Source organism: Streptomyces sp. NRRL WC-3618 (assembly GCF_001280005.1).
Classification (GTDB): domain Bacteria; phylum Actinomycetota; class Actinomycetes; order Streptomycetales; family Streptomycetaceae; genus Streptomyces.
The window spans coordinates 1-22,797 of the sequence record NZ_LGDW01000037.1 but is presented as its reverse complement, the minus strand read 5'-3'; the positions used below and the strand labels follow the sequence as shown (position 1 = coordinate 22,797).

19 protein-coding genes and 1 pseudogene are annotated in these 22,797 nt (G+C 71.5%); 7 read left to right on the top strand and 13 right to left on the bottom strand.

Going from position 1 to position 22,797, the window contains the following annotated elements; translation table 11 throughout:
- Positions 1-155: 155 nt before the first annotated feature.
- Positions 156-1,802 carry a serine/threonine-protein kinase gene (locus ADL01_RS05795; RefSeq protein WP_053740803.1) on the bottom strand — a complete coding sequence of 549 codons (1,647 nt, stop codon included), beginning with the start codon at positions 1,800-1,802 and terminating at the stop codon, positions 156-158.
- Between the two features lie 61 nt (positions 1,803-1,863).
- Positions 1,864-2,712 (bottom strand): menaquinone biosynthetic enzyme MqnA/MqnD family protein, encoded by an 849-nt coding sequence (locus ADL01_RS05790; protein ID WP_053740802.1) that lies wholly within the window; start codon positions 2,710-2,712, stop codon positions 1,864-1,866.
- Between the two features lie 289 nt (positions 2,713-3,001).
- Here ADL01_RS05790 and ADL01_RS05785 point away from each other — a divergent pair, with 289 nt between their 5' ends.
- The gene (locus ADL01_RS05785; protein ID WP_053740801.1) at positions 3,002-3,205 is read left to right on the top strand and encodes a cold-shock protein; all 204 of its coding nucleotides are present in this window, start codon (positions 3,002-3,004) and stop codon (positions 3,203-3,205) included.
- 140 nt (positions 3,206-3,345) lie between these two features.
- A complete protein-coding gene (locus ADL01_RS05780) occupies positions 3,346-4,032 on the top strand; it encodes a class I SAM-dependent methyltransferase (RefSeq protein WP_053740800.1) in 687 nt (228 codons plus the stop codon).
- A 28-nt stretch (positions 4,033-4,060) separates the two neighbouring features.
- On the opposite strand, the gene ADL01_RS05775 is transcribed toward ADL01_RS05780, so the two are convergent.
- Entirely contained in the window at positions 4,061-4,810 is a 750-nt protein-coding gene (locus ADL01_RS05775) for a thioredoxin domain-containing protein (RefSeq protein ID WP_053740799.1), read from the bottom strand.
- Between the two features lie 137 nt (positions 4,811-4,947).
- Positions 4,948-6,744, bottom strand: coding sequence for a 3-oxosteroid 1-dehydrogenase (gene kstD / locus ADL01_RS05770; protein WP_324614577.1), 1,797 nt, complete (start codon positions 6,742-6,744; stop codon positions 4,948-4,950).
- A 269-nt stretch (positions 6,745-7,013) separates the two neighbouring features.
- Between kstD and ADL01_RS05765 the strand changes: the two genes are divergently transcribed.
- Positions 7,014-7,583: a YciI family protein gene (locus tag ADL01_RS05765; protein ID WP_053740797.1), complete on the top strand. Its 570-nt coding sequence runs from the start codon at positions 7,014-7,016 to the stop codon at positions 7,581-7,583.
- Between the two features lie 9 nt (positions 7,584-7,592).
- On the opposite strand, the gene ADL01_RS05760 is transcribed toward ADL01_RS05765, so the two are convergent.
- The 4 genes from ADL01_RS05760 to ADL01_RS45810 all read right to left on the bottom strand — a co-directional run bounded on the left by ADL01_RS05760 (position 7,593) and on the right by ADL01_RS45810 (position 14,261).
- Complete coding sequence (locus tag ADL01_RS05760; protein ID WP_078960343.1) at positions 7,593-11,471, bottom strand: helix-turn-helix domain-containing protein; 3,879 nt, start codon at positions 11,469-11,471, stop codon at positions 7,593-7,595.
- 279 nt (positions 11,472-11,750) lie between these two features.
- Positions 11,751-13,268: an NlpC/P60 family protein gene (locus tag ADL01_RS05755; protein ID WP_053740796.1), complete on the bottom strand. Its 1,518-nt coding sequence runs from the start codon at positions 13,266-13,268 to the stop codon at positions 11,751-11,753.
- A gap of 197 nt (positions 13,269-13,465) precedes the next feature.
- On the bottom strand, positions 13,466-13,981 hold the full coding sequence (locus ADL01_RS05750) for a hypothetical protein (protein WP_053740795.1): 516 nt from the start codon (positions 13,979-13,981) through the stop codon (positions 13,466-13,468).
- A gap of 58 nt (positions 13,982-14,039) precedes the next feature.
- Positions 14,040-14,261, bottom strand: a complete 222-nt coding sequence (locus ADL01_RS45810; RefSeq protein WP_234354510.1) for a hypothetical protein — start codon at positions 14,259-14,261, stop codon at positions 14,040-14,042.
- A gap of 310 nt (positions 14,262-14,571) precedes the next feature.
- Here ADL01_RS45810 and ADL01_RS05745 point away from each other — a divergent pair, with 310 nt between their 5' ends.
- A complete protein-coding gene (locus tag ADL01_RS05745) occupies positions 14,572-15,057 on the top strand; it encodes a hypothetical protein (protein ID WP_053740794.1) in 486 nt (161 codons plus the stop codon).
- Positions 15,058-15,187: 130 nt separating this feature from the next.
- Positions 15,188-15,964 carry a maleylpyruvate isomerase family mycothiol-dependent enzyme gene (locus tag ADL01_RS05740; RefSeq protein ID WP_234354509.1) on the top strand — a complete coding sequence of 259 codons (777 nt, stop codon included), beginning with the start codon at positions 15,188-15,190 and terminating at the stop codon, positions 15,962-15,964.
- A 236-nt stretch (positions 15,965-16,200) separates the two neighbouring features.
- Here ADL01_RS05740 and ADL01_RS05735 read toward each other — a convergent pair whose 3' ends face one another.
- The 4 genes and pseudogenes from ADL01_RS05735 to ADL01_RS05730 all read right to left on the bottom strand — a co-directional run bounded on the left by ADL01_RS05735 (position 16,201) and on the right by ADL01_RS05730 (position 18,499).
- A complete protein-coding gene (locus tag ADL01_RS05735) occupies positions 16,201-17,343 on the bottom strand; it encodes a N(5)-(carboxyethyl)ornithine synthase (protein WP_053740792.1) in 1,143 nt (380 codons plus the stop codon).
- Positions 17,344-17,544: 201 nt separating this feature from the next.
- A pseudogene (locus ADL01_RS45805) lies at positions 17,545-17,637 on the bottom strand (IS5/IS1182 family transposase); the annotation flags it as partial.
- Between the two features lie 36 nt (positions 17,638-17,673).
- Positions 17,674-17,796 (bottom strand): alpha/beta fold hydrolase, encoded by a 123-nt coding sequence (locus ADL01_RS41420; protein WP_234354508.1) that lies wholly within the window; start codon positions 17,794-17,796, stop codon positions 17,674-17,676.
- Positions 17,797-17,908: 112 nt separating this feature from the next.
- A complete protein-coding gene (locus ADL01_RS05730; protein WP_063783460.1) occupies positions 17,909-18,499 on the bottom strand; it encodes a DUF6817 domain-containing protein in 591 nt (196 codons plus the stop codon).
- Positions 18,500-18,682: 183 nt separating this feature from the next.
- On the opposite strand from ADL01_RS05730, the gene ADL01_RS05725 reads away from it, so the two are divergent.
- A complete protein-coding gene (locus ADL01_RS05725; RefSeq protein ID WP_053740790.1) occupies positions 18,683-19,585 on the top strand; it encodes a LysR family transcriptional regulator in 903 nt (300 codons plus the stop codon).
- A gap of 71 nt (positions 19,586-19,656) precedes the next feature.
- On the opposite strand, the gene ADL01_RS05720 is transcribed toward ADL01_RS05725, so the two are convergent.
- Positions 19,657-21,597, bottom strand: coding sequence for an AMP-dependent synthetase/ligase (locus ADL01_RS05720; protein ID WP_053740789.1), 1,941 nt, complete (start codon positions 21,595-21,597; stop codon positions 19,657-19,659).
- Between the two features lie 371 nt (positions 21,598-21,968).
- Here ADL01_RS05720 and ADL01_RS05715 point away from each other — a divergent pair.
- The coding region (locus tag ADL01_RS05715) for a MaoC family dehydratase (protein ID WP_053740788.1) at positions 21,969-22,797 on the top strand (829 nt) is incomplete at its 3' end.

Sequence of the window (22,797 nt, the reverse complement as noted above, 5' to 3'; positions counted from 1 at the left end):
GGGGGGTGGGAGAGAAGCTGCGGCTGAAGGAGCCTCGTCCTCAAACGCCGGACGGGCTGAGGGTGCGGGGTCTCGGCTGGATAGATACGGCAAACGGGTGGGTGGGCGGGAAACACGACCTGGGCTGGAGAAGCGGTGAGGGGCCCAGGCCCTTTCTAGCCCACCCTCGACATCCGGGACACCGGATCCCCCGCCTCCGGGTTGTCCGTCTCGTACTTCAGGTCGGTGCCCACCGGAGTGAGCAGTACCGTGTGTGAGCCCGTCGTGCACACGTCTCTGTTCGACTTGTCGGCGATCGACGTGACGACCAGGCGGCTCTTGGTGACCTCCTTCAGGAACAGATCGTCGTCGCAGGTGCCGCCGATCTGGTCCGTCTGCCGGAAGGTGCCCAACTTCTCGCCCACCGCCGCCTGTTGGACCGTCACCCGGAACGTCCCCATCGGCAGCGCGCCGCCGAGGGCGACGGCCGGTCCCTCCCAGGTGCCGACGTAGGACTCGGGCAGCGTCATCGCGCCGCTCGCCGGTCCCGGCACCGTGCTCGGTGCCGGGCGCTCCACGGCCGAGTCGGAGCCCGCGTCACCGCCCCCGCGCCCGCCCGGCAGCAGGTCGAACACGTACCCGGAGCCCACCGTCACCGCCGCGAGCGCGCCCGCCACCGCGAGGGCCACCGTGCAGCTCAGTTTCCGTCCGCGCCCGCCGTCGACGGGTGCCGAGGTCGCCGCCAGGCTCACGGAGACCTTCCCGGGCGTACGGTCGGACGGCTCAGGTTCCGGTTCCGGTTCAGCGTCCCGGGGCTCCGGAAGAACCGGCCCCGGCATCACCGGCGGCGGCCCGAACTCACCCATCCCTGGTCCCGCCGGCCCGGACAGCGCACCCTCCCGAGCCACCGCCTCCGCTTCCGCCCCCGCCACCTCCAGGTTCAGCAACTCCACCGCGCCCCGGCTGACCCGCTCCACCAACGCCCCCGGCAGCCACCCGCCCGCGACCAGGCGCGCCGCCCCCTGCGGAGCGAGCCGCCGGGCCACCTCGTCGGGGGTCGGTCGCGCGGCCGGGTCCTTCGTCAGGCACCGCTCCACCACGTCCCGCAACTCACCAACCAGCCCGTCGAGTTGGGGCTCCTCGTGGACGACCTTGTAGAGCAGGGCGGCGGAGGAGTCGCCGGGGAAGGGGGACCGGCCGGTCGCCGCGTACGCCAGTACGGCGCCCAGTGAGAAGACGTCCGCCGCTCCGGTGACCGGGCGGCCGAGGATCTGTTCCGGGGACATGTAGCCGGGCGAGCCGACCGAGACGCCCGTCGACGTGAGGGACGCCGTGCCGTCCGTGGCCCTCGCGATGCCGAAGTCGATGAGGAGGGGGCCGTCGAGGGTGAGGAGGACGTTGGACGGCTTCACGTCCCGGTGGACGAGGTTCAGGGCGTGGACGGCGGTCAGCGCCTCGGCGAGGCCGGCGCCCAGTGCCCGTACGGAATTAAGGGGCAGCGGACCGTCGTCCGTGATCGCGGCCGTCAGGGAGGGGCCGGCCGCGTACGCCGTCGCGACCCAGGGCACGGGGGCCTCCGGGTCGGCGTCCAGGACGGGGGCCGTCCAAGCGCCGCCGACCCGCCGGGCGGCCTCGACCTCGCGCCGGAACCGGGCCCGGAACTCCTCGTCGAGCGCGAAGTGCGGGTGCACGATCTTGACGGCGACGGTACGGCCGCCCGCGCTGCGCCCCAGGTAGACCCGGCCCATCCCGCCCGAGCCGAGCCGCCCGAGCAGCCGGTAGGGCCCCACGACGGTCGACTCGCCGACGTCCAGCGGCTGCATGACGCCCACCTCTCCCCCGTACCCACCCATTTGCCCGCCCGTCCCGCGCGCGACCAGCAGCCTACGGCGCCAGCAGGTCGACCTCCACGTCCGCGGGGAAGCCCGTCGTCGGGCCGACCCGGCGGGCGAACTCCCGTACGGCCGCCAGTTGCGGGCCGCCGAACCGGAAGTCGAGGGTCGTGAAGTAGCGCTCCAGGACCCCGGCGTCGAACTCCTCCCAGCGGGCCGCCTGTTCGGCGACCTTGGTGACCTCTTCCAGGGAGACGTCGCGGGAGGCGAGGAACGCCTCGTGGACCCTGCGGGTCACGACCGGTTCGCGGTCCAGGTAGTCCTTGCGGGCCGCCCACACCGCGAAGACGAACGGCAGTCCCGTCCACTCCTTCCAGAGGGCGCCCAGGTCGTGCACCTCGAGGCCGTAGCGCGGGCCGTCCAGGAGGTTGGCGCGCAGGGCCGCGTCCCCGATCAGCACCGCCGCGTCCGCCTCCCGCATCATCAGGCTGAGATCGGGCGGACACGTGTAGTAGTCGGGTTGTACGCCGTAGCGCTCGGCCAGGAGCAGTTGCGCCAGGCGTACGGAGGTACGGGACGTCGAGCCGAGCGCCACCCGTGCGCCGTCCAGGCGGTCCAGGGGGACCTGGGAGACGAGGACGCACGACATCACCGGGCCGTCGCAGCCGACGGCGATGTCGGGGAAGGCGACGAGGTCGTCGGCGTTGCGGAGGAACTCGACGAGGGTGATGGGCCCGATGTCGAGGTCGCCGCGCACCAGCTTCTCGCTGAGCTTCTCAGGGGTGTCCTTGGTGAGCTCGAAGTCGAGGAGCGTGCCTGTTCTCGCGAGCCCCCAGTACAGGGGCAGGCAGTTCAGGAACTGGATGTGGCCGACGCGCGGCCGGGTGCGAGAATTGTCCACATCGCGAGGCTAACCGGCCTGCCCTACCATGAGCCCTCCAGGGGGGTTGTCAAGGGCGCGCGCCGCCTCTCAAACGTCCGAGTGACGTGATCTTGACCTCTATTGCTTTCGGGTGCCTGCATGCTAGGCTCGCCGCAAGTTGCAGTTTGGTTTCCCTTGCAGTACAGAGCCTGCGGAGCATGTGACCGCGGGCTCTCGTCTTATTCAGATGAATGCAGTTGTTTACAAGCTTTTGTTTACACCTTGCAGGTTCTGGAGCAGGGCAACCCTTTGGGCCCAAGGAGGGCTTATGGCTACCGGAACCGTGAAGTGGTTCAACGCCGAAAAGGGCTTTGGTTTCATTGCCCAGGAAGGCGGCGGCCCGGACGTCTTCGTCCACTACTCCGCGATCAACGCGAGCGGATTCCGCTCTCTCGAAGAGAACCAGGCGGTTTCCTTCGACGTCACGCAGGGTCCGAAGGGCCCGCAGGCGGAGAACGTCACCCCGATCTAAGTCTGCGGCTCTTCTGAGTCGAATACTCTGATCCGGAACGTGTGCAGTACCCCAAGGAGCTCCGAGCCGTCAGGCATCGGAGCTCCTGCCTTTTCCGGACGCCGGCCGCATTGTGAGTGGGCCCCACTAGGGTCCCCGCCATGGACACCCACAGTGACAGCGGCACCCGCGGCGCGACCGGCGCCGACTTCGTCACCGCCACCCGCGTCTTCTACGACGCCATCGCCGAGGACTACTACGCCCGCTTCCGTTCCGTGCTCGCCGCCCAGCCGCTGGAGCGGGCCGTGATCGCCGCGTACGCCGAGTTCGTACGGGGTTCAGGGGGCGCCGGTGGCCAGGTCGCCGATCTCGGGTGCGGGCCGGGGTGGGTCACCGCGCTGCTCGACTCGCTCGGGCTGTCGGTGTTCGGGCTGGACGTGTCGGAGTCGATGCTCGCGGTGGCCCGGCGGGAGCATCCGGGGCTGCGGTTCGAGCAGGGGTCGATGCTGGAGCTGGACCTCGCCGACGGGGCGCTCGCCGGGGTCGTGTCCTGGTACTCGTCGATCCACACCCCGGCCGACCGACTGCCCGCCCTCTTCGCCGAGTTCCGTCGCGTACTCGCGCCGGGCGGGCAACTGCTGCTCGGCTTCCAGGCGGGCGACGTGCACAAGCACCACGACCAGCCGTTCGGACACCCCGTGTCCATGACCTTCCAGCGGCGCCGGCCCGAGCGGATCGCCGAACTGCTGACGGAGGCCGGGTTCACGCTCACGTCGCAGACCGTGCGGGCGGCGTACGAGGAGGCAGAGACGTCCCCGCAGGCGTTCCTGATGGCCCGCAGGTCGTGAGGGAGGGGTGGGGAGCCGGCGGGCCGGCTCAGTACCCGTAGTCCTTGGGGTCCGGAGCCGGCTTGTAGTCCTTGTACGTCTGCCACTCTCCGGGGTTCTCCTGGACCGCCCGCAGCAGTTTCGCGAAGACCTTCGAGTCGAACAGCACTCCGCGGAGCGCCTCGGGGACGCGGACGCCGTTGATCTCGGCGGTGGGTGTGCCCGGTCCCTTTCCGGGCTCGGTGCCGACGCGTTCGTAAGCGCGCTCCGCGTCGGTCACGAAGGAGCGGTACTTCATCGTCTTCACCGCCGACTCGAAGGCGGGGGTGCGCAGCCCGTCGACCTGCTCGGCCAGTTCGAGGAGACGCGCGTCGGTGAAGCCGTCGTCCTCCTCCTCGGGCTGGCTGGCGTACAGCACCTCGTGGTACTCGGCGAACCTGTCGGCGGCCAGGGCTGCCCTGAGCGCGTTGGCCGCCTTCTTCGAGCCTCTCCCGCCGAGCCTGTCGTCGAGGAAGGAGGCGAGGGTGTACTCGGCCTTCACCTCGCGCCGCAGCACCGCGTTCTGGAGCTCCTGGCCACCGCCGGTCGTCTCGAACTCCTCGCAGACCGGGCAGCGCATGTCCTCGTAGAGGTGCACGGTCACCTCGGCTGTCGGGTCGCCGACCGTGATGGTCGTCCCGCTCACCGCGAGCTTCTCCGGCACCTGCGCCAGGGTGTCGTACGGCTGCGGGTCCCCGTAGCTCTGTCCGCATCCCGCGACGAGCGACATGCCCAGTACGGACATGGCGATCACCAGCATCGTTCTTGATGCGGCGAAGCGCCGCCCCCCGTGCCTCACACGCACCTGTTGCCTCCCCAGCAATCACCGTGACACTAGGGCATGTCCATGGCGAACGCACAGGCATTCCCGCATGTCCCAGGTGCGCACCCCTTCCGTCACAGCACCCCCGCCGCCGCCAGTGCCGCCACGTATCCGAAGGTCATCGCCGGGCCGATCGTCGAGCCCGCGCCCGCGTAGCTGTGGCCCATGACGGCGGCGCTGGCGTTGCCGGCGGCGTACAGGCCGGGGATCGCCGTGTCGTCGGCCCGCAGTACCCGGGCCCGGGCGTCGGTGCGTAGGCCGCCCTTGGTGCCGAGGTCGCCGGGGACGATCCGGAAGGCGTGGTACGGGGGCAGCCACAGGGGGACCAGGCAGGAGTTCGGGTAGATGGACGGGTCGGTGTAGTAGTGGTCGTACGCGCTGTCGCCGCGCCCGAAGTCGGTGTCATGGCCGCTCAGGGCAAGGGAGTTGAAGCGGCTGACCGTGGTGCGCAGGGCGGCGGGCGGGACGCCGATGGACGTCGCCAGGGTGTCGAGGGTCCACGCCTTGTGCGCGGCACCGGAGTTGTACCAGTCGGCCGGGAACGGGAAGGCCGGGGAGACGTCCTTGAAGAGGTAGCGGTTGCGGTAGTTCTGGTCGACGATCAGCCAGGCCGGGATGTCGGGGTCGGTGGCGTCGCGGTCGTACATGGTGTGCACGACGTCGCTGTAGGGGCCCGCCTCGTTGACGAAGCGGGAGCCCGCCGCGTTGACCAACAGGCCGCCGGGGAGGGTGCGTTCGGCGAGGCAGAAGTACGGGTCGCCGGGCAGCGGGATCGCCGGGCCCCACCAGGCGTCGTCCATCAGGGCCAGGGAGCCGCCGGCCCGTTCGCCCGCCCGGATTCCGTCGCCCGTGTTCTCCTTCGCGCCGACCGTCCACTCCGTACCGATGGGCTGCCTCTGGTACTGGTCGCGCATCGCCGCGTTGTGCTCGAAGCCGCCCGAGCCGACGATCACGCCTCGCCGGGCGCGCAGGAGACCGGGGGCGCCGCCTCTGGTGACGACGGCTCCGGTGACCGCTCCGGACTCCAAGTGGAGGTCGGTGAGCGGGGTGTTGAGCCAGACGGGCACCCCCGCCGACGCCAGCCCCGCGCGCAGTCCGCCCGCGAGGGCCTGGCCCATGGTGAGCGGGGCCTGCCCCTTGAGGGCGGCCTTCGTGCCGCGTGCCAGGCACTCGACGGCGACGGCGGCGCCCTTCACGTTCACGGCGGCGAGGGCCAGCCACTTGTAGTCGGCGCTGAAGACGACCATGCCCGAAGGGACGGCGAGGTAGGGCGGGTTGAGGTGGGCGAGTTCGGCGCCGAGGATGTTCCCGTCGAGCTGATCGGGCTCTATGGAACGGCCATTGGGCAGCCCGCCGGGCAACTCCGGGTAGTAGTCGCTGTATCCCTCCATCCAGCGGAAACGGAGGGGACTGTTGGCCATGACGAAGGAGAGCATGGCGGGGCCGTGGGCGAGGAAGGCCTGTTGACGGGCGGCGGGGACGTCCGGTCCGACGACGGCCGCGAGGTAGGCGGCGGCCTTGGCGGGGGTGTCCGGCACCCCGGCGGCCAGGAGCACGGGGTTGTTCGGGATCCAGATCCCGGCGCCGGAGCGGGCGGCGGACCCGCCGAAGGTGGCCGCCTTCTCGACGACCACGCAGGTCAGGCCTTGTTTGGCGGCCGTGAGCGCGGCGGTCATGCCGGCGGCGCCCGCGCCGATCACGACGACGTCGTACGTTCCGAGGAGGGGCGGCGGCGTCGCGGCCTGGGCCGTTCCAGCCGTGCCGACCGCGATACCCGCAGCCGCGGACGCCGCGGCGCCAGCCAACACGCCTCGCCTGGAAGGGAGTTCGCCGTGTTCGGTACGTGACGTAGAGTCCGCTCGTGGGTTCATGAGGCGGGAATGTCCTACTTGGGTCTTGTGAAGTCAAGCGCCATGCACGTGGGTTCGTTGTCGGGTCCGGGTCCGGTGGGGGCTGGTCGCGCAGTTCCCCGCGCCCCTGAAGACAGAAACACGGACCCTGCGGGCCGAAAAGCATGGGGCGCAGCCCCTGCTTTTCAGGGGCGCGGGGAACTGCGCGATCAGCCCCCACGGACCCGCACCCGACACCGCACCGACCCGGCTTGTGCCATGCACCGGCCGAACCTGGTACGTCTTCGGGCATGGAGTTTCTCTGCTACCACCGAGACCGGCCCGATTCCCTCCCATTGCGCCACGAGCTGCTCGAAGCGCACTGGTCGTACATGGATCAGTACGCCAAGGAGATGATCGCCCGCGGCCCGACCTTCGCCGACGACGGTGACACCCTCACCGGCAGTGTGCACATCCTCGACCTGCCCGATCCGGCCACCGCCCGCGCGTTCGCCTTCGACGAGCCGGGCTACCAGGCCGGCGTCTACCGTGACGTGCTGCTGCGACGGTGGCGCAACACGCTGGGCCGCACGATGTGGGAGTTCCCCGGCGGCCCGACCGACGGTGACCGTTACCTGGTGCTCGGCCTCGGGCACGGCGTCGGCACCGGTGAGGCCGTCGACCTCGGCCTGCCCGCAGGGATCGACCGGGACGACCTGATCGCCTACGGCCCCCTGCTGTCCGACGACGGCGACACCTGGCTGGGCACGGCGGCCCTGCTGCGCGCCCCGGACCCGGACGCGGCGCGCGCGGTCCTCGCGAGCCCGGAGCGGTACGCGGGTATCGAGGTGCACGACTGGCGGTTCGGCGGGCGTTCCTGACGCCTCGCGTCACGCCCGGGGTCGGTCCGCGCACGTCCGCGTGTAGTCGTAGCCGGGCAGCAGGCGTTGCCACCGGCGGGGGTCGACGGGGCCCACCACCCGGCACAGGTCCGTGACGCGCTCGGGGACGCGCGGGTCCCAGAGCCTGACGGTGCCGTCGTTGCCCGCGCTGGCGACCGTCCTGCCGTCCGGGCTGTAGGTGACGCCCCACACCGCGCGGGTGTGCCCGGTCAGGGTGGCGGACAGTTGTCGCCGCACGGGGTCCCACAGCCGTACGGTGCGGTCGTTGCCGCTGCTGGCGAGGGAACGGCCGTCGGGGCTGAAGGCCAGGCCGCGTACCGCACCGGTGTGCTGGCCGAGCAGGCCCGTCATCCGGGCGCGCGCCACGTCCCACATCCGGATGACACCGTCGTTGCCCGAGCTGGCGAGGGTGCGGCCGTCGGGCGCGAAGGCCACGGCGCGGACGGAGCCGCCGTTCGCGGCGAGGACGGCGGTCGGACGGTCCCGCGCCACGTTCCACAGCCGCAGGGTGAGGTCGTCGCTGCCGCTGACGAGCGTGGCGCTGTCGGCGCTGAAGGCAAGGCAGTTCACGAAGTCGGTGTGCCCGGTGAGCACCCTGGTGGCAGGCGCCTTCGCCGGAATGCCCGTCGCGGACAGCCGCCACAGCCGCACCGTACGGTCGGCGCCCGCCGAGGCGAGCCACCGGCCGTCCGGGCTGAACGCCACGTCGAACACCGCCTGGGTGTGACCGGTGAGGACGACGGGGTCGCCCCCTCCCGCCTGGACGGGCCACAGCCGTACGGTGTGATCGGCGCCCGCCGACGCGAGCCAGCGGCCGTCCGGGCTGAACGCCACGGCGTAGGCGGCACCGCTGTGGCCGGTCAGGGAGCGCACGCGGGTACGGCGGGCCACGTCCCAGAGCTGGACGCTGCCGTCCGTCGCCGCGGAGGCGAGCAGCCGTCCGTCGGGGCTGAAGTCGGCCTTCCACAGCTCGCTGACCGGGTACGCGCTGAGGGTGTGGACGGTGAGGTCCCACAGGGCGACGGTCCCGTCGAAGCCCGCGGTGGCCAGCAGGTCGCCGTCCGCCGCGACGGCCATCACGTAGTCGGTGTGGCCGGAGAGGGAGTCGATCGCGCGGCGCGTGTGGACGTCCCAGCGGACCACCGTGCCGTCGCCCCCGGCGGAGACCACGGTGTGGCCGCCGGGTCCGAAGGCGAGCCCGTTCACGTCGTCGTCGTGGCCCGCGAGAACGGCGGTCTGGCGGCGCGCCGCCGGGTCCCACAGCCGTACGGTGCGGTCCGCGCCGCCGGTGGCGAGCACCCGGCCGTCGGGGCTGAACGCCACGGCGAGGACATCGCCCCGGTGGCCGCGCAGAACGCCGGTGGGCCGGTGGGTGCGCGGGTCCCACAGCCATACGGTGCGGTCGGCGCCGGCACCGGCCAGCCGGGATCCGTCCGGCGCGTACGCCAGTGCGAAGACGTCGCCGGAGGGCCCCGTCAGCCGCGCGGTCTGCCGCCTCGTGCGCAGGTCCCACAGCCGTACGGTGCCGTCCTTCCCGGCGGAGGCCAGGGTGCGTCCGTCGGGCGAGAAGGCGACGGAGCGGACCGCTCCCTGGTGTGCCGTCAGCACGGCGGTCCCGCGTCGGCCGGACACCGACCAGAGCCGGATCGTCTCGTCCGTGCTGGCCGAGGCGAGGGTGCGGCCGTCCGGCGAGAAGGCCACGCACCGCACGGGCCCCCGGTGCCCGACGAGTGTCCCGGCGGCGCGCCGGGTCGCGACGTCCCACAGCCGTACGGTGCCGTCGGAGCTCGCGGAGGCCAGCAGCCGTCGGCCGGGGCCGAAGACGACGCTGTTCACCGGTCCCCGGTGGCCGCTGAGCCGGCCGGCGAAGGCGTTGGCCTGGGTGCTGAGCAGGGCGCTGCGTGCCTCGGTGGTGGGCGCGGTGCGGTAGGCGGCGTCCGCCAGCAGCATCGAGGCCTCCGGCTGCCCGGACGCCAGTTGGGCGGCGCGTGCCGCCATGGCCTGCGACAGCGCCGTCCTGCGCTGTGCGTCGGCGGAGATGCGCTGTTGGTAGGCGGTTCCGCCGGCGAGGAGGGCCAGGGCGAGCAGGACGGTGAGGACGACGATTCCGGTGCGCTGCTGGTGGGCCCGGCGCCGTGCCAGACGCCGGCGCTGGTCCTCCTCGTGCTCGGCGGCGCGCAGGAAGTCGGCCTCCACCGGTGTCGGCACGCTGTCCCGGCCGCTGGGTCCGGCCGCCCATTCCCGGGCCGCCGTCAGCCGCGAGCCTCGGTAGAGCAGGCTCGGGTCGCGGTTCTCGCGGTCCCATTCCCGGGCGGCGGCGCCCAGTTGCTGGTGCAGGAGCAGGTCGGCGCGTGTCGTGTGGATCCAGGTGCGCAGGCGGGGCCACGCCCGCAGCAGCGCCTCGTGCACGATCTCGACGCGGTCGGCGTCCACGGTCAGCAGCCGGGCGGTCACCAGCGCGTCGAGGGTGGCGCGGGCGGCGGCGGGATCGGGCAGGCCGTCGAGCAGTTCGGTGGTGGTGCGCGGGCGCCGGGAGGCCTCGTTGTCCTCGCCGACGCGCACCAGCCGCAGCAGCAGTCTGCGGGCGGCGTCCTGCCGGTCCGGTGACAGCGCGGCGAACAGGTTCTCGGCGGCGGTGGCGACGGAGCCGTGTATGCCGCCCGTCGCCAGATAGCCGGCGACCGTCATGGTGGAGTCGGTGCGCCGCTGCCAGGTCTCCCGCAGGGCGTGCCCGAGCAGCGGAAGCACCCCGGGCCTGCCGCCGGGGAGAGCCGTGTCCGGGCCGCTCGCGGCGGAGGCGGGGGTGTCGGCCGCTCCCAGGTCGCGCAACAGCAGCTCGGCCAGGCCCGGTTCCAGCGCGCTCCCCGTCTCCCTGGCCGGACGGACGATGCACTCCCGCAGCTCGTCGACGGTCATCGCACCGAGTGCGAACAGCCCGTCGCTGACGACGGGAACCAGCGGCGGGTACTCCAGGCAGCGTCCGGTGACGTCGGCGCGTACCCCCAGTACGACGCTGAACGTGCCCTCGGCCGCCCCGGGTTCGTCGTCGCCGCCGGCCAGGGTCACGAGGGCCGCGATGTAGGACCGGCGTTCGGCCTCGTCGTCGCAGAGGGTGAAGACCTCCTCGAACTGGTCGACGATGACGACACCGGCGCCGGCGCCGTGGCGTGTCTGCCCGGCGGGGGCGGCGACGCGGTCGGCGGCCCAGGAGCGCAGGACGGTCACCAGTTGGTGCGCCCGTTCGGCGGGCGGGCCGTCGTCGTGCAGGTGGTCGAGCAGGCCGGCGGGCAGTGCGGTGCGCAGCGCCTGACGGAGGGCGGACAGCGGACGCGCCGTAGGGGTGCACATGACCATCGGGGCGCCCGGAGGACCGTCGGCGAGAGCGGGGACGAGACCCGCCCCCAGCAGCGAGGACTTGCCCGCCCCGGAGAGCGCGACGACGGCCACCGGCCCCTTGCCGTACCGCTGGGCGAGTCGCTCCACGAGCACGGCGACCGCCCGCTCCCGGCCGAAGAACCGCCCGACGTCACGCGGGCCGAAGGCGGACAGCCCGGGATAGGGGCAGTCCTCGTCGTCGCCCGGCACCGGCTGCCCCTCCCGCAGGGCCGGCGGCAGCAGGACGAGGAGCGTGCCGTCGGCGTCCAGGGCCTCGTCGCACAACCGCGCGACATCGCAGTTGGCAGGCTTCCGGCCCGTCTCGATCTTGCTGAGATAGCCCTTGCTGTAGTGCGTGATCCGCGCCAGGTCCGCCAGCGACAGGCCGCGCTCCAAGCGCAGTTCACGAAGGGCGGGGCCGAAGGACGAGTGCTGTGGCCGCCTTCGAGCAGCGGCCGACGGACGCGCGGACCCGCCGTCCTTGTGGTCCATGAGTGGGGTTCCCCCGGGGCCAACGGTGCGCGGAGCACCGTTTCCTGCGCCGAGTGGTCAGGTCGGCGACCGTATGTCTGGGGGATGGTAAGCCCGGGGCAGGGACGGGGAATCTGCGACATGGCGGGAAGTGACGAGGGTCACATGACCTGTTGGGCGAGTGGCCGCCGCCGCGCGACGGCCGGTGCGAGCGGAACCGCTCCGGTACACGAGCCCCCCCGTGGGCCGTGTACCGGAGCGGTGGACACGAAGGTCAACCGATGAGCCCGCTCAGGTTGGTCAGACCGCGCGCGGGTTCACACAGTTCGGGACGCCGGCCAGCCACGCGTCCCCCTTCATGTAGATGTTGCTGACCCAGCCCTGGTACTCGGGCAGGTAGGACCAGGCGTCGTTGGTGTACCCCTCCGCCGTCACGCTCTCGGCGTGCTTCTGACAGGAGACCGCCACCCCGGTCGGACCGGAGAGCCGGGTCACGACACCCGCACCGGTGGCGGCACTGCTCCGGATCGTCACCCCGGTGCCCCACGTGCTGTAGGCGTGCGCGCCGACCGGCGTCGCGGTGCCCCTGCCGTCGCAGGCCGGGACCCCGGCGAGCCAGGCGTCGCCCTTCATGTAGATGTTGGTGATCCAGCCGCCGTACTGCGGGAGGTAGGACCAGGCGTCGTTGGTGTAGCCCTCGGACGTCACGCTCTGGGCGTGCACCTGGCAGCTGACGGAGACCGAGGTGGGACCGGTCAGCCGGGCGACGGTCGTGCCGTTGACGGTGGACGGCTGGGAGCGCAGCGCCACGCCGGTGCCCCAGGTGCTGTAGGCGCCGCCCTGGGTGGCGTTACCGCCGCCACCGGCGCCGATCTGCGAGTCGTAGGCGGACCCGGAACAGGCGGGCACTTCCGGCAGCCACGCCGGGCCCTTCAGGAAGATGTTGCTGATCCAGCCGCCGCGGTTGGACAGATACGTCCACGTGTCGTTGGTGTAGCCCTCCGCCGTGACGCGCTCCCCGCGCTGCTGGCACCTGGCGTACACGATGTCCGGTCCGGACAGCCGGGTCACCAGGCCGGCCAGGTGGTTGGGGTGCTCGCGTACGGCGACGCCCGTGCCCCAGGTGACCTGGAGGGTGCCGTCGTAGCCCGTGGGTTCGGTGAAGGGGCTGCCCTGGGGCATCCGGGTGACCCCGACCAGACGGTTGTTGCTGATACGGGAGTTGATGTCGATGACGCGGATCGGCTTCTGCGACTGGTAGGCCTCGACGACGTAGCCGTCCCCGAGGTAGATCATCACGTGGGTGATGCTGTCCACCGTGCCGCCGACGCCGGTGAACACCAGGTCGCCGGGCTCCAGGTCGGACACGGCCGGCTTGCCGCCGCCGGACCCGTTGACCTGCTTGTACGTCCGGCCGGCGGCACGGAACATCGACTTGGCCGTGCCGCCGCCGAGGATGTCGTAGCCGAGCGCCTTGTACCAGGCCCAGCGTGCGAAGCCCGAGCAGTCGAAGCCACGGGTCTGGGGGTCGAGCACGGTCTCCTCGAAACCGTCCGTGCTGCTGAGGTCCCAGGTGCCGTAGCTCTGGCCGGGACCCGGGCCGTGGCCGCCGCCCCAGGTGTAGAGCGTGCGCGCACGCCATTCCGCGCAGGCCGCGTCGATGGCGCGGTTCGCCTCGGGCGAGGTGATGCCCTGCGCGGCGCACCAGTTCTGCTCCCCCGTGCCGGCCGCCTGGGCGGCGGTCGCCGGGAGGAGGGCCAGGAGGAGGGCGGTCACCATCATGGCGACCAGCCCCGCTGCCCGGCGCAGTGTTCTCATCACGTTCTCCTCTCGCGGCCGTGCCACGCGTGCGTGGCGCCGACAGTCCGGACCGCGTTCGATTCACGCCCCCGTGTCGCTCGGGGCAGTGGGACAGGCCTCACCGTGGCCTGGACGGGGGGCGGGAGAACAGGGGTTTCCCGTTGCCTCTTGGCTCAAAGGCCCGGGAAACCCCTGTTCCGACCTGCTCGGACCGGTCAGCCGCGCCAGATCTTGATGTAGTCCACCGCGTCGTTGAGCGAGTCGCCGACGTAGCCGATCAGCTGACCGCTGAAGGAGCCGTTGCCCCTCGGGCCGCGCAGGAACGACCTGTTGCACGCGCCCTCGAGGGTGAACGACGACAGGCGCGAGGACCACCAGCTGTTCGGGCTGAAGCTGTAGCCCGACGCGTCACAGGTCCCGCCGTTGCCGTAGATCCTGGTGTACTCGCCACCCCAGTTGGCGTCCACGGCCCAGATCATCAGCTCCGTCTGCGCCGCCGCCCGCGGTACGGCCGCCGTGGCCCGCGCGGAGGCGCCGGGACCGCTGAAGCACTTGTGCAGACTGACGTCGGAGACACTCTCGCCGGGCTTCACCTCGTCAAGGACGAGGACGCACTGGGTCGGTGCGGTGGTGGCGGTCGTGCCGGCGGCGGCGAGCGCGGGGCTGCCCACGGCCACCAGAGAGGCGGCCGACGCGAGGGCGAGGGCGAGCGTGGTGCGTGACAGGTTCATCGAGGTCTCCAAGGATGCGTCACGGATGTCGTACGACGGGTGAGGCGCCGTACGACGCTCACGTTGTCGCCGGGGACACGGGCCGACCAGGCGTTTCCCGGGGATTTCCCGTTGCCTCCGGAATGGGAAACGGCGGCCGGGCCCGCACTCGCCTGTCCTTGAGCGGGGGTTCCACCCACACCGTCTTGCCGACGTCCCGCTCCGCCACACCCCACGTACCGGCGAGGACCGACACGATGACCAGCCCCCGGCCGCCCTCGTCGGCCTCCCACCGGGGCACGGTCGCAGTTGCCGGTCACCCCTCGTATCGCTCACCTCGCTACGCAGGGTGCCCTCCGGGAACAGCAGGAGGCGGAGTTCGAAGTCGCGTCCCGGTACGCGGCCGTGCGTGACGGCGTTCGCGGCGAGCTCGGCGACGACGTGCTGCGCGGCGTAGCTCACGTCGCTGTCGTGCGGGTGCCCCCAGTCGGCGAGTTGCCCTCTCCCCCACCACCTGGGCCGCGTTCCTCCGCCACACCTCTCTGTAACAGCCTTGCTGCGGGCGCGCCCGGAGTGGACTGCTCCGCACCCGGCGCGGCGATGATCCGTACATGACGAAGATCACCCGCGCCGCCACAGCGGCAGCGATCTGCGCGGCGGTACTGCTGACCGGTACCGCCTGCACCGGCGGCGACGACGGCCCGAAGACCTCGGCCAAGAAGTCGCCCCCCGCCACACCCACCGCGCCCGCCAAGCCCGCCGTGGACGTCGCGGAGCCCAACGGCGACAGCGTCACCGAGGCTCCGAAGATCGACCGGAAGACCATCGCCTCGTTCGCCAACGGGCAGTTCGGTCGCAACGTCCCCTTCAAGGGCGGGCTCCACAAGGGAGTACTCGGGATCGCCCTGAACTGCACGGGCAAGGGCACCGTGAAGGTCGACGTCCCCGCCGTCGGCGTTTCCTTCACCGAGAAGTGCGAGAACGGCAAGGTCGCCACCATCTACAACGAGATGGAGACCAGCACCGTCGACCCGGACGCGTACATCCACCTCACCGGCACCTCCGGCGTACGGTGGTCGTTCTCGGCCGGCCAGTGACGCACCCGCCGAGCGGACGTACGGAACTGGCTGTACGAGTGTCTGCCCGCACCCTGGGCCGGAGTTGCCCGCCGTACCGGCGGGGAAAACCGCTGTCGGGCAAATGGATCACGATGATAGAACTGCCGCCGTGCACAACACACTTGAGTTTCCCGAGCTGCTGCGGCTGATCGACGGGCGTTCAACCGCCTTCCGCGCCGCGATCGCCGCCGCACCCAGCCTCGACCTGCCCGTGCCGAGCTGCCCCGGGTGGACGCTGTCCGACCTGGTGCAGCACATCGGTGAGGGCCGCCGCCGCTGGGCAGCCACCGTCGCAGCCGGGCCGGACGCCACGTCCAGGACCCCGGCCCAGGGTGACGCGGTCGCGCCGCAGGAGCGCGAGGCCGTGCAGGCCTGGCTGGCCGCCTCGACCGAACTGTTGCTGGCGGCCCTGCGGGAGGCCGGTCCGGACCAGGGCTGCTTCACCGGCTGGGGCAAGACGCAGGTGCCGCACACCGCTGGTGGCGTCGCCCGCCACCAGGTCCAGGAGCTCGCGGTGCACACCTACGACGCCCAGCTCACCGTGGGCGAACCGGCCGCGCTGCCTGCCGAGTTGGCGCTCGACGGCGTCGAGGAGACCCTGTTCATCACCTGCTTCACGACGAGCCCCTGGCCGCACAAGCCCACCGCCTTCGACTTCCACGCCACCGAGGGCCGCTCCTGGCGCCTCACGGCCGACGGCGACGGGGCAAGGACCACCCGGCTGCCCGCCACCGGCGAGGACCCGGACGCGGCAGGCGTCTCCGTTCGCGGCACGGCCAGTGATCTGGTCATCTACCTGTACGACCGCATCCCGGCGGACTCCCTGCAACTCGACGGCGACCCGGAGCTGCTCGACCTGCTCCGCGCCTGGGTGCCGGAGGACTAGGGCCTGTCCGGCGGATCAGGTCGGAGGGAAGCCGCAGTGCCTCATCAGCGCACGTGAGCGGGGCATGGTGCGTCCAACTGCAAGGCGGAGGAGGGCGTCGACGCGATGGGGGTCCCCCGGTCGAGCGCAGTCGAGAGTGGGGGAGTCGGCAACCGACGACAACGCGGCTGGGGGTCCCCCCTCTGGGGGAGGGCGTGCCATGCCCCGCGTCTCCGGCATGATCCGCCGGACAGGCCCTAAACGGGCGCGTGCGGGTAGGTGGCCGTCCGGTGCTGGAAGGAGAGGATCTTCGGGTTCTGGACGACGCCGTCGCGGATCTCGATGGCCTTTCTGACCGTGACGTCGGCGTCCCATGCCGCCGGACCGCTCATGACCTTGCGCAGGTAGGGCAGGAGCGCCTCGCTGATTTCCCAGGTGGCGGAGTTCCACAGGTGGGACGGGCTGTGGTCGACCCCGTAGTAGTGGCAGCCCGGCCCCACCGTGTGCATGGGCGCGCCGAAGGTGGTCGGGCGGGCGAAGGTGAAGCCCATGCCCTCGTCGCACGCTACGTCGACGAAGAAGGTGCCCGGCCGGAACAGGGCGAGTTCCTCGTCGTTGACGAACGTGAGCGGCGCGTCGGTGTCCTGCAGGATGCAGTTGACGATGACGTCGAACCCGGCCAGGTACTCCGCCATCGGCATGGAACCGGCAGCGGTGACCGCGCGCAGGCGCGAGGGATCGTCCTCCTGCTCCTCGAAGTGGGCCATCACCACCGAGGGCATCGGCGAGGCCACCGCCGCCGCGGCACGCTGGGTGAGCACCGTGACGTCGGTGACCCCCATGGCGCCCAGGCCCGTGACCGCTCCACGCGCCGTGGCACCGAAACTTATGACCACCGCGCGCAGGCGGCGCCCGTAGTGGCCGGTCAGACCGCCGAGCTGGAGGGCGTGCAGCACCGAGCAGTAGCCCGCGAGCTCGTTGTTCTTGTGGAACACATGGACACTGAATGCGCCCGTGGAGGTCCAGTGGTTCATGGCCTCCCAGGCGATCAGGGTCAGCCGCCGGTCGATGGCGAGCTGCGTCATCTTCTCGTCCTGCACGCAGTGCGGCCAGCCCCACAGCACCTGGCCCTCGCGCAACTCGGCGACGTCGTCGTGCGTCGGCTTGGGCAGCAGCATGACGTCGCACTCGGCGATGAGCTGCTCACGGGAGCGCAGGCCGGCCACGAGGGGGCGCAGTGCGTCGTCGGGGACGCCGAAGCGCTCGCCGTAGCCCTGTTCGAGGTAGATCTTCTCGCGCAGGTCCGGGGAGATCCGCTCGAGGTGGCGGGGGTGCAGGGGCAGGCGGAACTCGTTCTCCTTGAGCGAGGAGGCGAGTACTCCGAGAGTCATCAGGCTCATGTGGGGCGGCTCATTTCCGACCGGGCGCGATGCGCTCCGGCATTGCCGTGCCCCGAGGGCGACGCCGAAACGGATGACGGCGTGCGAGGTGCGCTCGGTACTGCCACCGTACTCCGTCCGGCGCACAACCCCCTACTTCTCAAAATACCGCTACGTCTCGCCATCAGCCACCGCGAACACTACGAAACCGGCAAATCCGGCCGCCCGTCGTTCCCATCGGATGGCGAGGCGTTTGAACTGGTGGAGGAGGGCGAAGGCCTGCTCGACGACGTAGCGGAGTTTGGGAAGCTCAGCCTGTCGTTCGCGGAGTTCAGCCGTGTGGCGTTGCTGCTACCGGTTGGCCGCGAGGAAGTCCTCCAGGATCTCGACAAACCGCGCCGGCTGCTCCTCGGCCGGATAGTGGCCGCAGTCGTCGAGGACGACCCCCGTGACGTCGTCGGCCGCCAGTCGCATCGCCTGGGCGACATTCAGGCCGCAAGCAATTCGACGTGGACGAGGCGCTACGACGTGCGAGGCACGTCTTGGCGGGAACGGCTCCGTCGCCAATGGATCTGCAGAGACCCCCCTACTTCTCGGGATACCCGCCCGCGCCCAGCAACGTCCCCGCCTCCTCCCACGCCTGTCCGCTCAGCAGGGGCCGGAAGCCGGCGAACAGGGCGAGGAGGTCCGGGCCCCACTGTTCGCGGAACACCGGGTTCACCCGGGCCAGGTCGAGTTCGTTCGCGGCCGTCAGTTCGGCGAGATCCTCGCGCAGGCTCCGGTTCACGGCCCGGGCGCCGCCGGTGAAGCGGTCGTAGAACGGGGCGTTGGGGGCGGCCAGGCCCGGATAGGTGGCCCTGCGGTTCATGGCGGCGTAGACGTGGACGATCTCCTCCGCCTCCGGGCCGATCACCCGTGCCAGTTCGGTGCGACGATCGAGGGAGAGCAGGGCGGTGGGGAAGCCGTCGGTGCCGTAGGCGGCGTGGCAGAGGCCCGCCAGGCGGAGGGCCGGCCGGGCGTCCCAGGCGGCGAGCAGACGGTAGACCCGGCAGAGGTGGGCGAGCAGGGTACCGCCGGGGTGCGCTATCTGTTCGGCGCCCAACTGCCGCAGGAATCCCACAGTTTGGGCTGCCGTGGACGGCACGACGGTAGGGGGAGAGGGAGGGGAAGCGGACATGGGGGTGGTGTCCTCTCGGTGCGCGAAAGGTCGGCACCCGTCCGCTCCCCACCCTGTGGTCCGGACCCCGGCGGGGGCGCGGGACGGGTTGCCGCCTGGGCCCTGCGCTGATCGTGACGTACTCGTCCGTAGCCAGTCAATCCTAAGTTTTTGTCACCAACTCCAAGTGTTAGCTTGGGTGTTGTGACCCTGGACGACCTGCGTGTCTTCGTCGCCGTATGCCGGGCCGGGAGCCTGAGCGCGGTCGCCCGTGACCTCGCGTGCACCCAGTCGGCGGTGAGTCAGCATGTGCGGCGGCTGGAGCGGGAGACGGGCTTCGCCCTGCTGGAACGGCACGCGCGGGGTGTCGTACCGACCGAGGCCGGGCGCGTGTTGCAGTCCGCCGCCGCGGAGGGCATCGCCGGGCTGGATCTCGCGCTGCGGCAGCTCAGGGATCTTGCCGACGGTGAGACCGGCTCGGTGCGGATCGCCACCGGTGCCACCACCGTGCGGCACTTCATGGCGGAGGCGGTTGTCGCCTTCCGGCGCCAACACCCCAACGTCAGCCTGGAGTTCCGTACGGAGAACTCCAGTCGAGGGTGTTTCGCCGCGCTCGCCGACAGCGACCTGGATCTCGCGTGGATCACTGTCGGGGCGCCGGTGCGGGGCATCGAGCAGCGGGTGGTGATGGAGCTGCCGTGGGTACTCGCCGTACGCGCCGATGATCCTCTTGCGCGGCGGGCGTACGCCGAAGTCGACGATCTGCGCGACCTGCGGTTGATTCGACTGCCGCCGAACTCCACGTCCGCCGCGCAGTTGGACACGGCGTTCGCGGAGGTGGGGGCGCGGCCGGCGTTCGACACGAGTGTCGCCGACTGGGACACGGCGCTGCTGCTGGCCGAGTTGGGGCTCGGGTACGCCATCGTCCCCGCCGTCCCCGACCTCCCGGTGCCCGGCACCGACGGACCGGTCCGGCTCGTCCCGCTGCCCGCGCTACGGCCGTTGGCGGTGGGGTGGGCTGTACGGCGCTGGGACGCGCTCAGTCCGAGCGCGCGGGTGTTCGCGGATACGGTCGCCGAAAGCCCTGGTTGCCGCCCGCCCCGGTGACCAGCGGAAGACGTGCGGACGACCTCCGGACGACCACCGGGGTTACCACTGTCAGCGTTCGTCGGCGCTCCTCAGCGCTCGTACAGCCCCTCCACCTCCGTCGCGAAGTCCCGCATGATCTCGAATCGCCGCAGCTTCATCGACGGTGTCAGATGTCCCGCCTCCTCCGTGAAGTCGACGGGGAGGATGGTGAAGCGGCGGATGGACTCCGGGCGGGAGACGAGTTTGTTGGCCTCCTCCACCGCCCGTTGGATGACCGCCCTCAAGTCGGCGTCGTCCATGAGGAGTTCGGCCGGTACCGGGTGCTTGCCCTGCATCTGGCGCCAGTGGGTGAGGCCGGGGGCGTCGAGGGTGATCAGGGCCGCGACGTAGGGGCGGCCGTCGCCCAGGACCACCGCCTGGGAGATCAGGGGGTGGGCCCGCAGCCAGTTCTCCAGGGGCGCCGGGGCCACGCTCTTGCCGCCGGCCGTGATCAGGATCTCCTTCTTCCGGCCGGTGATCGTGAGGTAGCCCTCCTCGTCGAGGGAGCCGATGTCACCGGTCGCCAGCCAGCCGTCCGGTGCCGCCGGGACGACACCGCCCGCGCCGGGGTCCCAGTAGCCGCGCAGTATCTGCCCGCCCGACAGCTCCACCTCACCGTCGGTGGCGATCCGGACACGGGTGCCCGGCAGGGGCCAACCCACCGTCCCCACCCGGGGTTTGAGCGGCGGCGTGACCGTGGCCGCGCCGGTGGACTCGGTGAGGCCGTACCCCTCGTAGATCTCGATGCCCGCCCCGGCGAAGAATCCGGCCAGCCGGCGGCCGAGCGGTGAGCCGCCGCAGATCATGTAACGGACCTTGCCGCCCATGGCGTTGCGGATACGGCGGTACACCAGCGGGTCGTAGAAGCCGCGCGCGGTGCGCAGCGCACGGCTGGGACCGTTGCCCCTGCCGTGCCGCTGCTCCTCCACCGCCTCGCTGTAGCGGCAGGCCACGTCCACCGCGCGGTCGAAGGACGAGAGCCGCTTACCCGTCTCGGCCTTCGCGCGGGCCGTGTTGAAGACCTTCTCCAGCATGTAGGGGATCGCGAGCAGACAGGTCGGCTTGAAGGCCGCCAGGTCCGCCATCAGGTCTTCCGATCTGAGGCTCGGGGCGTGGCCCAGCCGTACGCCCGCCCGGATGCACGCGATGGCCACCATCCGGCCGAAGACGTGCGACATCGGCAGGAACAGCAGTACCGACGCCTCCTCCTTCGTCCGTTCCCGGAAGACGGGGTAGAGAAGTTCGATGGCGTTGTCGACCTCGGCGAAGAAGTTGCCGTGCGAGAGCGCGCAGCCCTTCGGACGGCCTGTCGCGCCGGAGGTGTAGATGAGCGTGGCGAGGGTGTCGGGGCCCAACACCCCACGCCGTACGGCGACTTCCTGGTCCGGCACATCCCTGCCGAGCTCCGCGAGCCGCTCCACGTGCCCCTTCTCGAAGACCCACATGTGCTTGAGGTCGGGGATGCGGTCGCGCTCCGGGCCGAGGGCGGCGGCCTGGGCGAGGGTCTCCGTGGCGAGGGCCACGGCGCCGGAGTCCTGGAGGATCCAGCGGGTCTGGAAGGCGGAGGACGTCGGGTAGACGGGCACGGTCACCAGGCCCGCCGCCCACGCGGCGAAGTCCATGACCGTCCACTCGTACGTCGTCCGCGCCATGATGGCCAGCCGGTCGCCCGGCATCAGACCCTCGGCTATCAGCCCCTTGGCCACCGCGAGGACCTGCTCGGCGAACTCGGCCGCCGTCACGTCCGCCCAGGTCCCGTCCGGCGTACGGCGGCTGAGGACCGTCGCCTCGGGATTCTCGTCCGCGTTCTCGAAGGGGAGGTCCGCGAGCGAGCCGTAGGTCGCGGGCGAGACGAACGCCGGTACGGACACCTCCCGCACGACCCCGTCCAGTCGCCGGATCTCGGGCTCCACCAGGAGGGGCTCGCCGTCGTAGCCGACTGCGGTCACGACCGGCGGCGAGGGCGGGGAGGACGGGAACGACGAGGACACGAGCGGCTCCTGTGGCGTGCGGCGGCCTTCCGGCGTGTACACCTCTGGTGGTGTTCACCACAGATGTACGACTTCGGCGGTGCCGCTGTTCAGAAACCGGATCGTACGGCTCGCAGGTGTGGGGTTCGTGCGGGTTCCGGGGCGGTGCAGCGGCGGGGGTGTGCAAGATCAGCTGTCAGGCGGGGCGGCGATGCGTCATCTCGCCCTGTCCTGAGGGTTTTTCACGTGAGCACCGGCTCTGTCCGCCTTCCCCTGCCTTCTTCACACGTCCGTCACGACCGGATTGTGCGCCTCACATGCGACTTGTGACGTACCTCCGGTAACCTTACTCCAGAGTAAGCAAGCCATCGAGCCGGGAGTCGCGTAGCCGTATGCCTGCTCACACCCTCGACCGGACGCCTTCCCTCACCCCCCTGCTCGCCCGGGGCGCCCTGCTCTCCCCCCTCAAGAGATCCGCCCTCAACAGGCCCCGCCCGGACGCCGACCTCCCGGGCACGCGCCTCGTGCTGCCCGGCGTACGCGTCGACCTCGCCCGCCTCGCCGCCTACGAACGGGTCTGCGGCTTCCCCGTCGGCGACGACTCCCTCCCCATCACCTACCCGCACGTCCTCGGCTTCCCCCTGGCCATGCTCCTGATGACCGACCGCGCCTTCCCGCTCCCGCTCCTCGGCCTGGTCCACACCTCGGTCGAGATCACCCGCCACCGGCTGCTCACCACCAACGGTGCGTACGAACTCTCCGCGCACGTCGAGGAGTTGGCGCCCCATCGGCGCGGCACCGAAGCGTCGGTACGGACGGAGGCGCGCAAGGGCGGGGAGCTGGTGTGGGAGTCGCGGAGCACGTATCTCGCCCGGCACCGGCGTGCCCTTCCCGCCGGGGCGGCCACCGGCGCGCCGGGCTCCGCCGGGTCCGCCGAGGAACGCGAGGCGCTGCCCCTGGTCGCCTCGTGGCGGCTCGGCGGGGACGTCGGACGGCGGTACGGCGCCGCCTCCGGCGACCGCAACCCCATCCACGTGCACCCGCTCACCGCCCGCCTCTTCGGCTTCCGGCGCGCGATAGCCCACGGCATGTGGACCGCCGCACGCTGCCTCGCGGCCCACGGCACACCCCAATCGGCCCTGGTCCGGGCCGAGTTCAGGGCGCCGGTGTTATTACCGGGCACGGTGGAGTACGGGGCGGACGGGTGGGGGAACTTCGAGT

Excerpts from the sequence above, each read along its gene's own strand:
- ADL01_RS05795 (WP_053740803.1), bottom strand. The coding sequence starts at position 1,802 with ATGCAGCCGCTGGACGTCGGCGAGTCGACCGTCGTGGGGCCCTACCGG.
- ADL01_RS05785 (WP_053740801.1), top strand. The coding sequence starts at position 3,002 with ATGGCTACCGGAACCGTGAAGTGGTTCAACGCCGAAAAGGGCTTTGGT.
- ADL01_RS05780 (WP_053740800.1), top strand. The coding sequence starts at position 3,346 with ATGGACACCCACAGTGACAGCGGCACCCGCGGCGCGACCGGCGCCGAC.
- ADL01_RS05775 (WP_053740799.1), bottom strand. The coding sequence starts at position 4,810 with ATGCTGGTGATCGCCATGTCCGTACTGGGCATGTCGCTCGTCGCGGGA.
- kstD (WP_324614577.1), bottom strand. The coding sequence starts at position 6,744 with ATGAACCCACGAGCGGACTCTACGTCACGTACCGAACACGGCGAACTC.
- ADL01_RS05765 (WP_053740797.1), top strand. The coding sequence starts at position 7,014 with ATGGAGTTTCTCTGCTACCACCGAGACCGGCCCGATTCCCTCCCATTG.
- ADL01_RS05760 (WP_078960343.1), bottom strand. The coding sequence starts at position 11,471 with ATGGACCACAAGGACGGCGGGTCCGCGCGTCCGTCGGCCGCTGCTCGA.
- ADL01_RS05755 (WP_053740796.1), bottom strand. The coding sequence starts at position 13,268 with ATGAGAACACTGCGCCGGGCAGCGGGGCTGGTCGCCATGATGGTGACC.
- ADL01_RS05750 (WP_053740795.1), bottom strand. The coding sequence starts at position 13,981 with ATGAACCTGTCACGCACCACGCTCGCCCTCGCCCTCGCGTCGGCCGCC.
- ADL01_RS05745 (WP_053740794.1), top strand. The coding sequence starts at position 14,572 with ATGACGAAGATCACCCGCGCCGCCACAGCGGCAGCGATCTGCGCGGCG.
- ADL01_RS05735 (WP_053740792.1), bottom strand. The coding sequence starts at position 17,343 with ATGAGCCTGATGACTCTCGGAGTACTCGCCTCCTCGCTCAAGGAGAAC.
- ADL01_RS41420 (WP_234354508.1), bottom strand. The coding sequence starts at position 17,796 with ATGCGACTGGCGGCCGACGACGTCACGGGGGTCGTCCTCGACGACTGC.
- ADL01_RS05730 (WP_063783460.1), bottom strand. The coding sequence starts at position 18,499 with ATGTCCGCTTCCCCTCCCTCTCCCCCTACCGTCGTGCCGTCCACGGCA.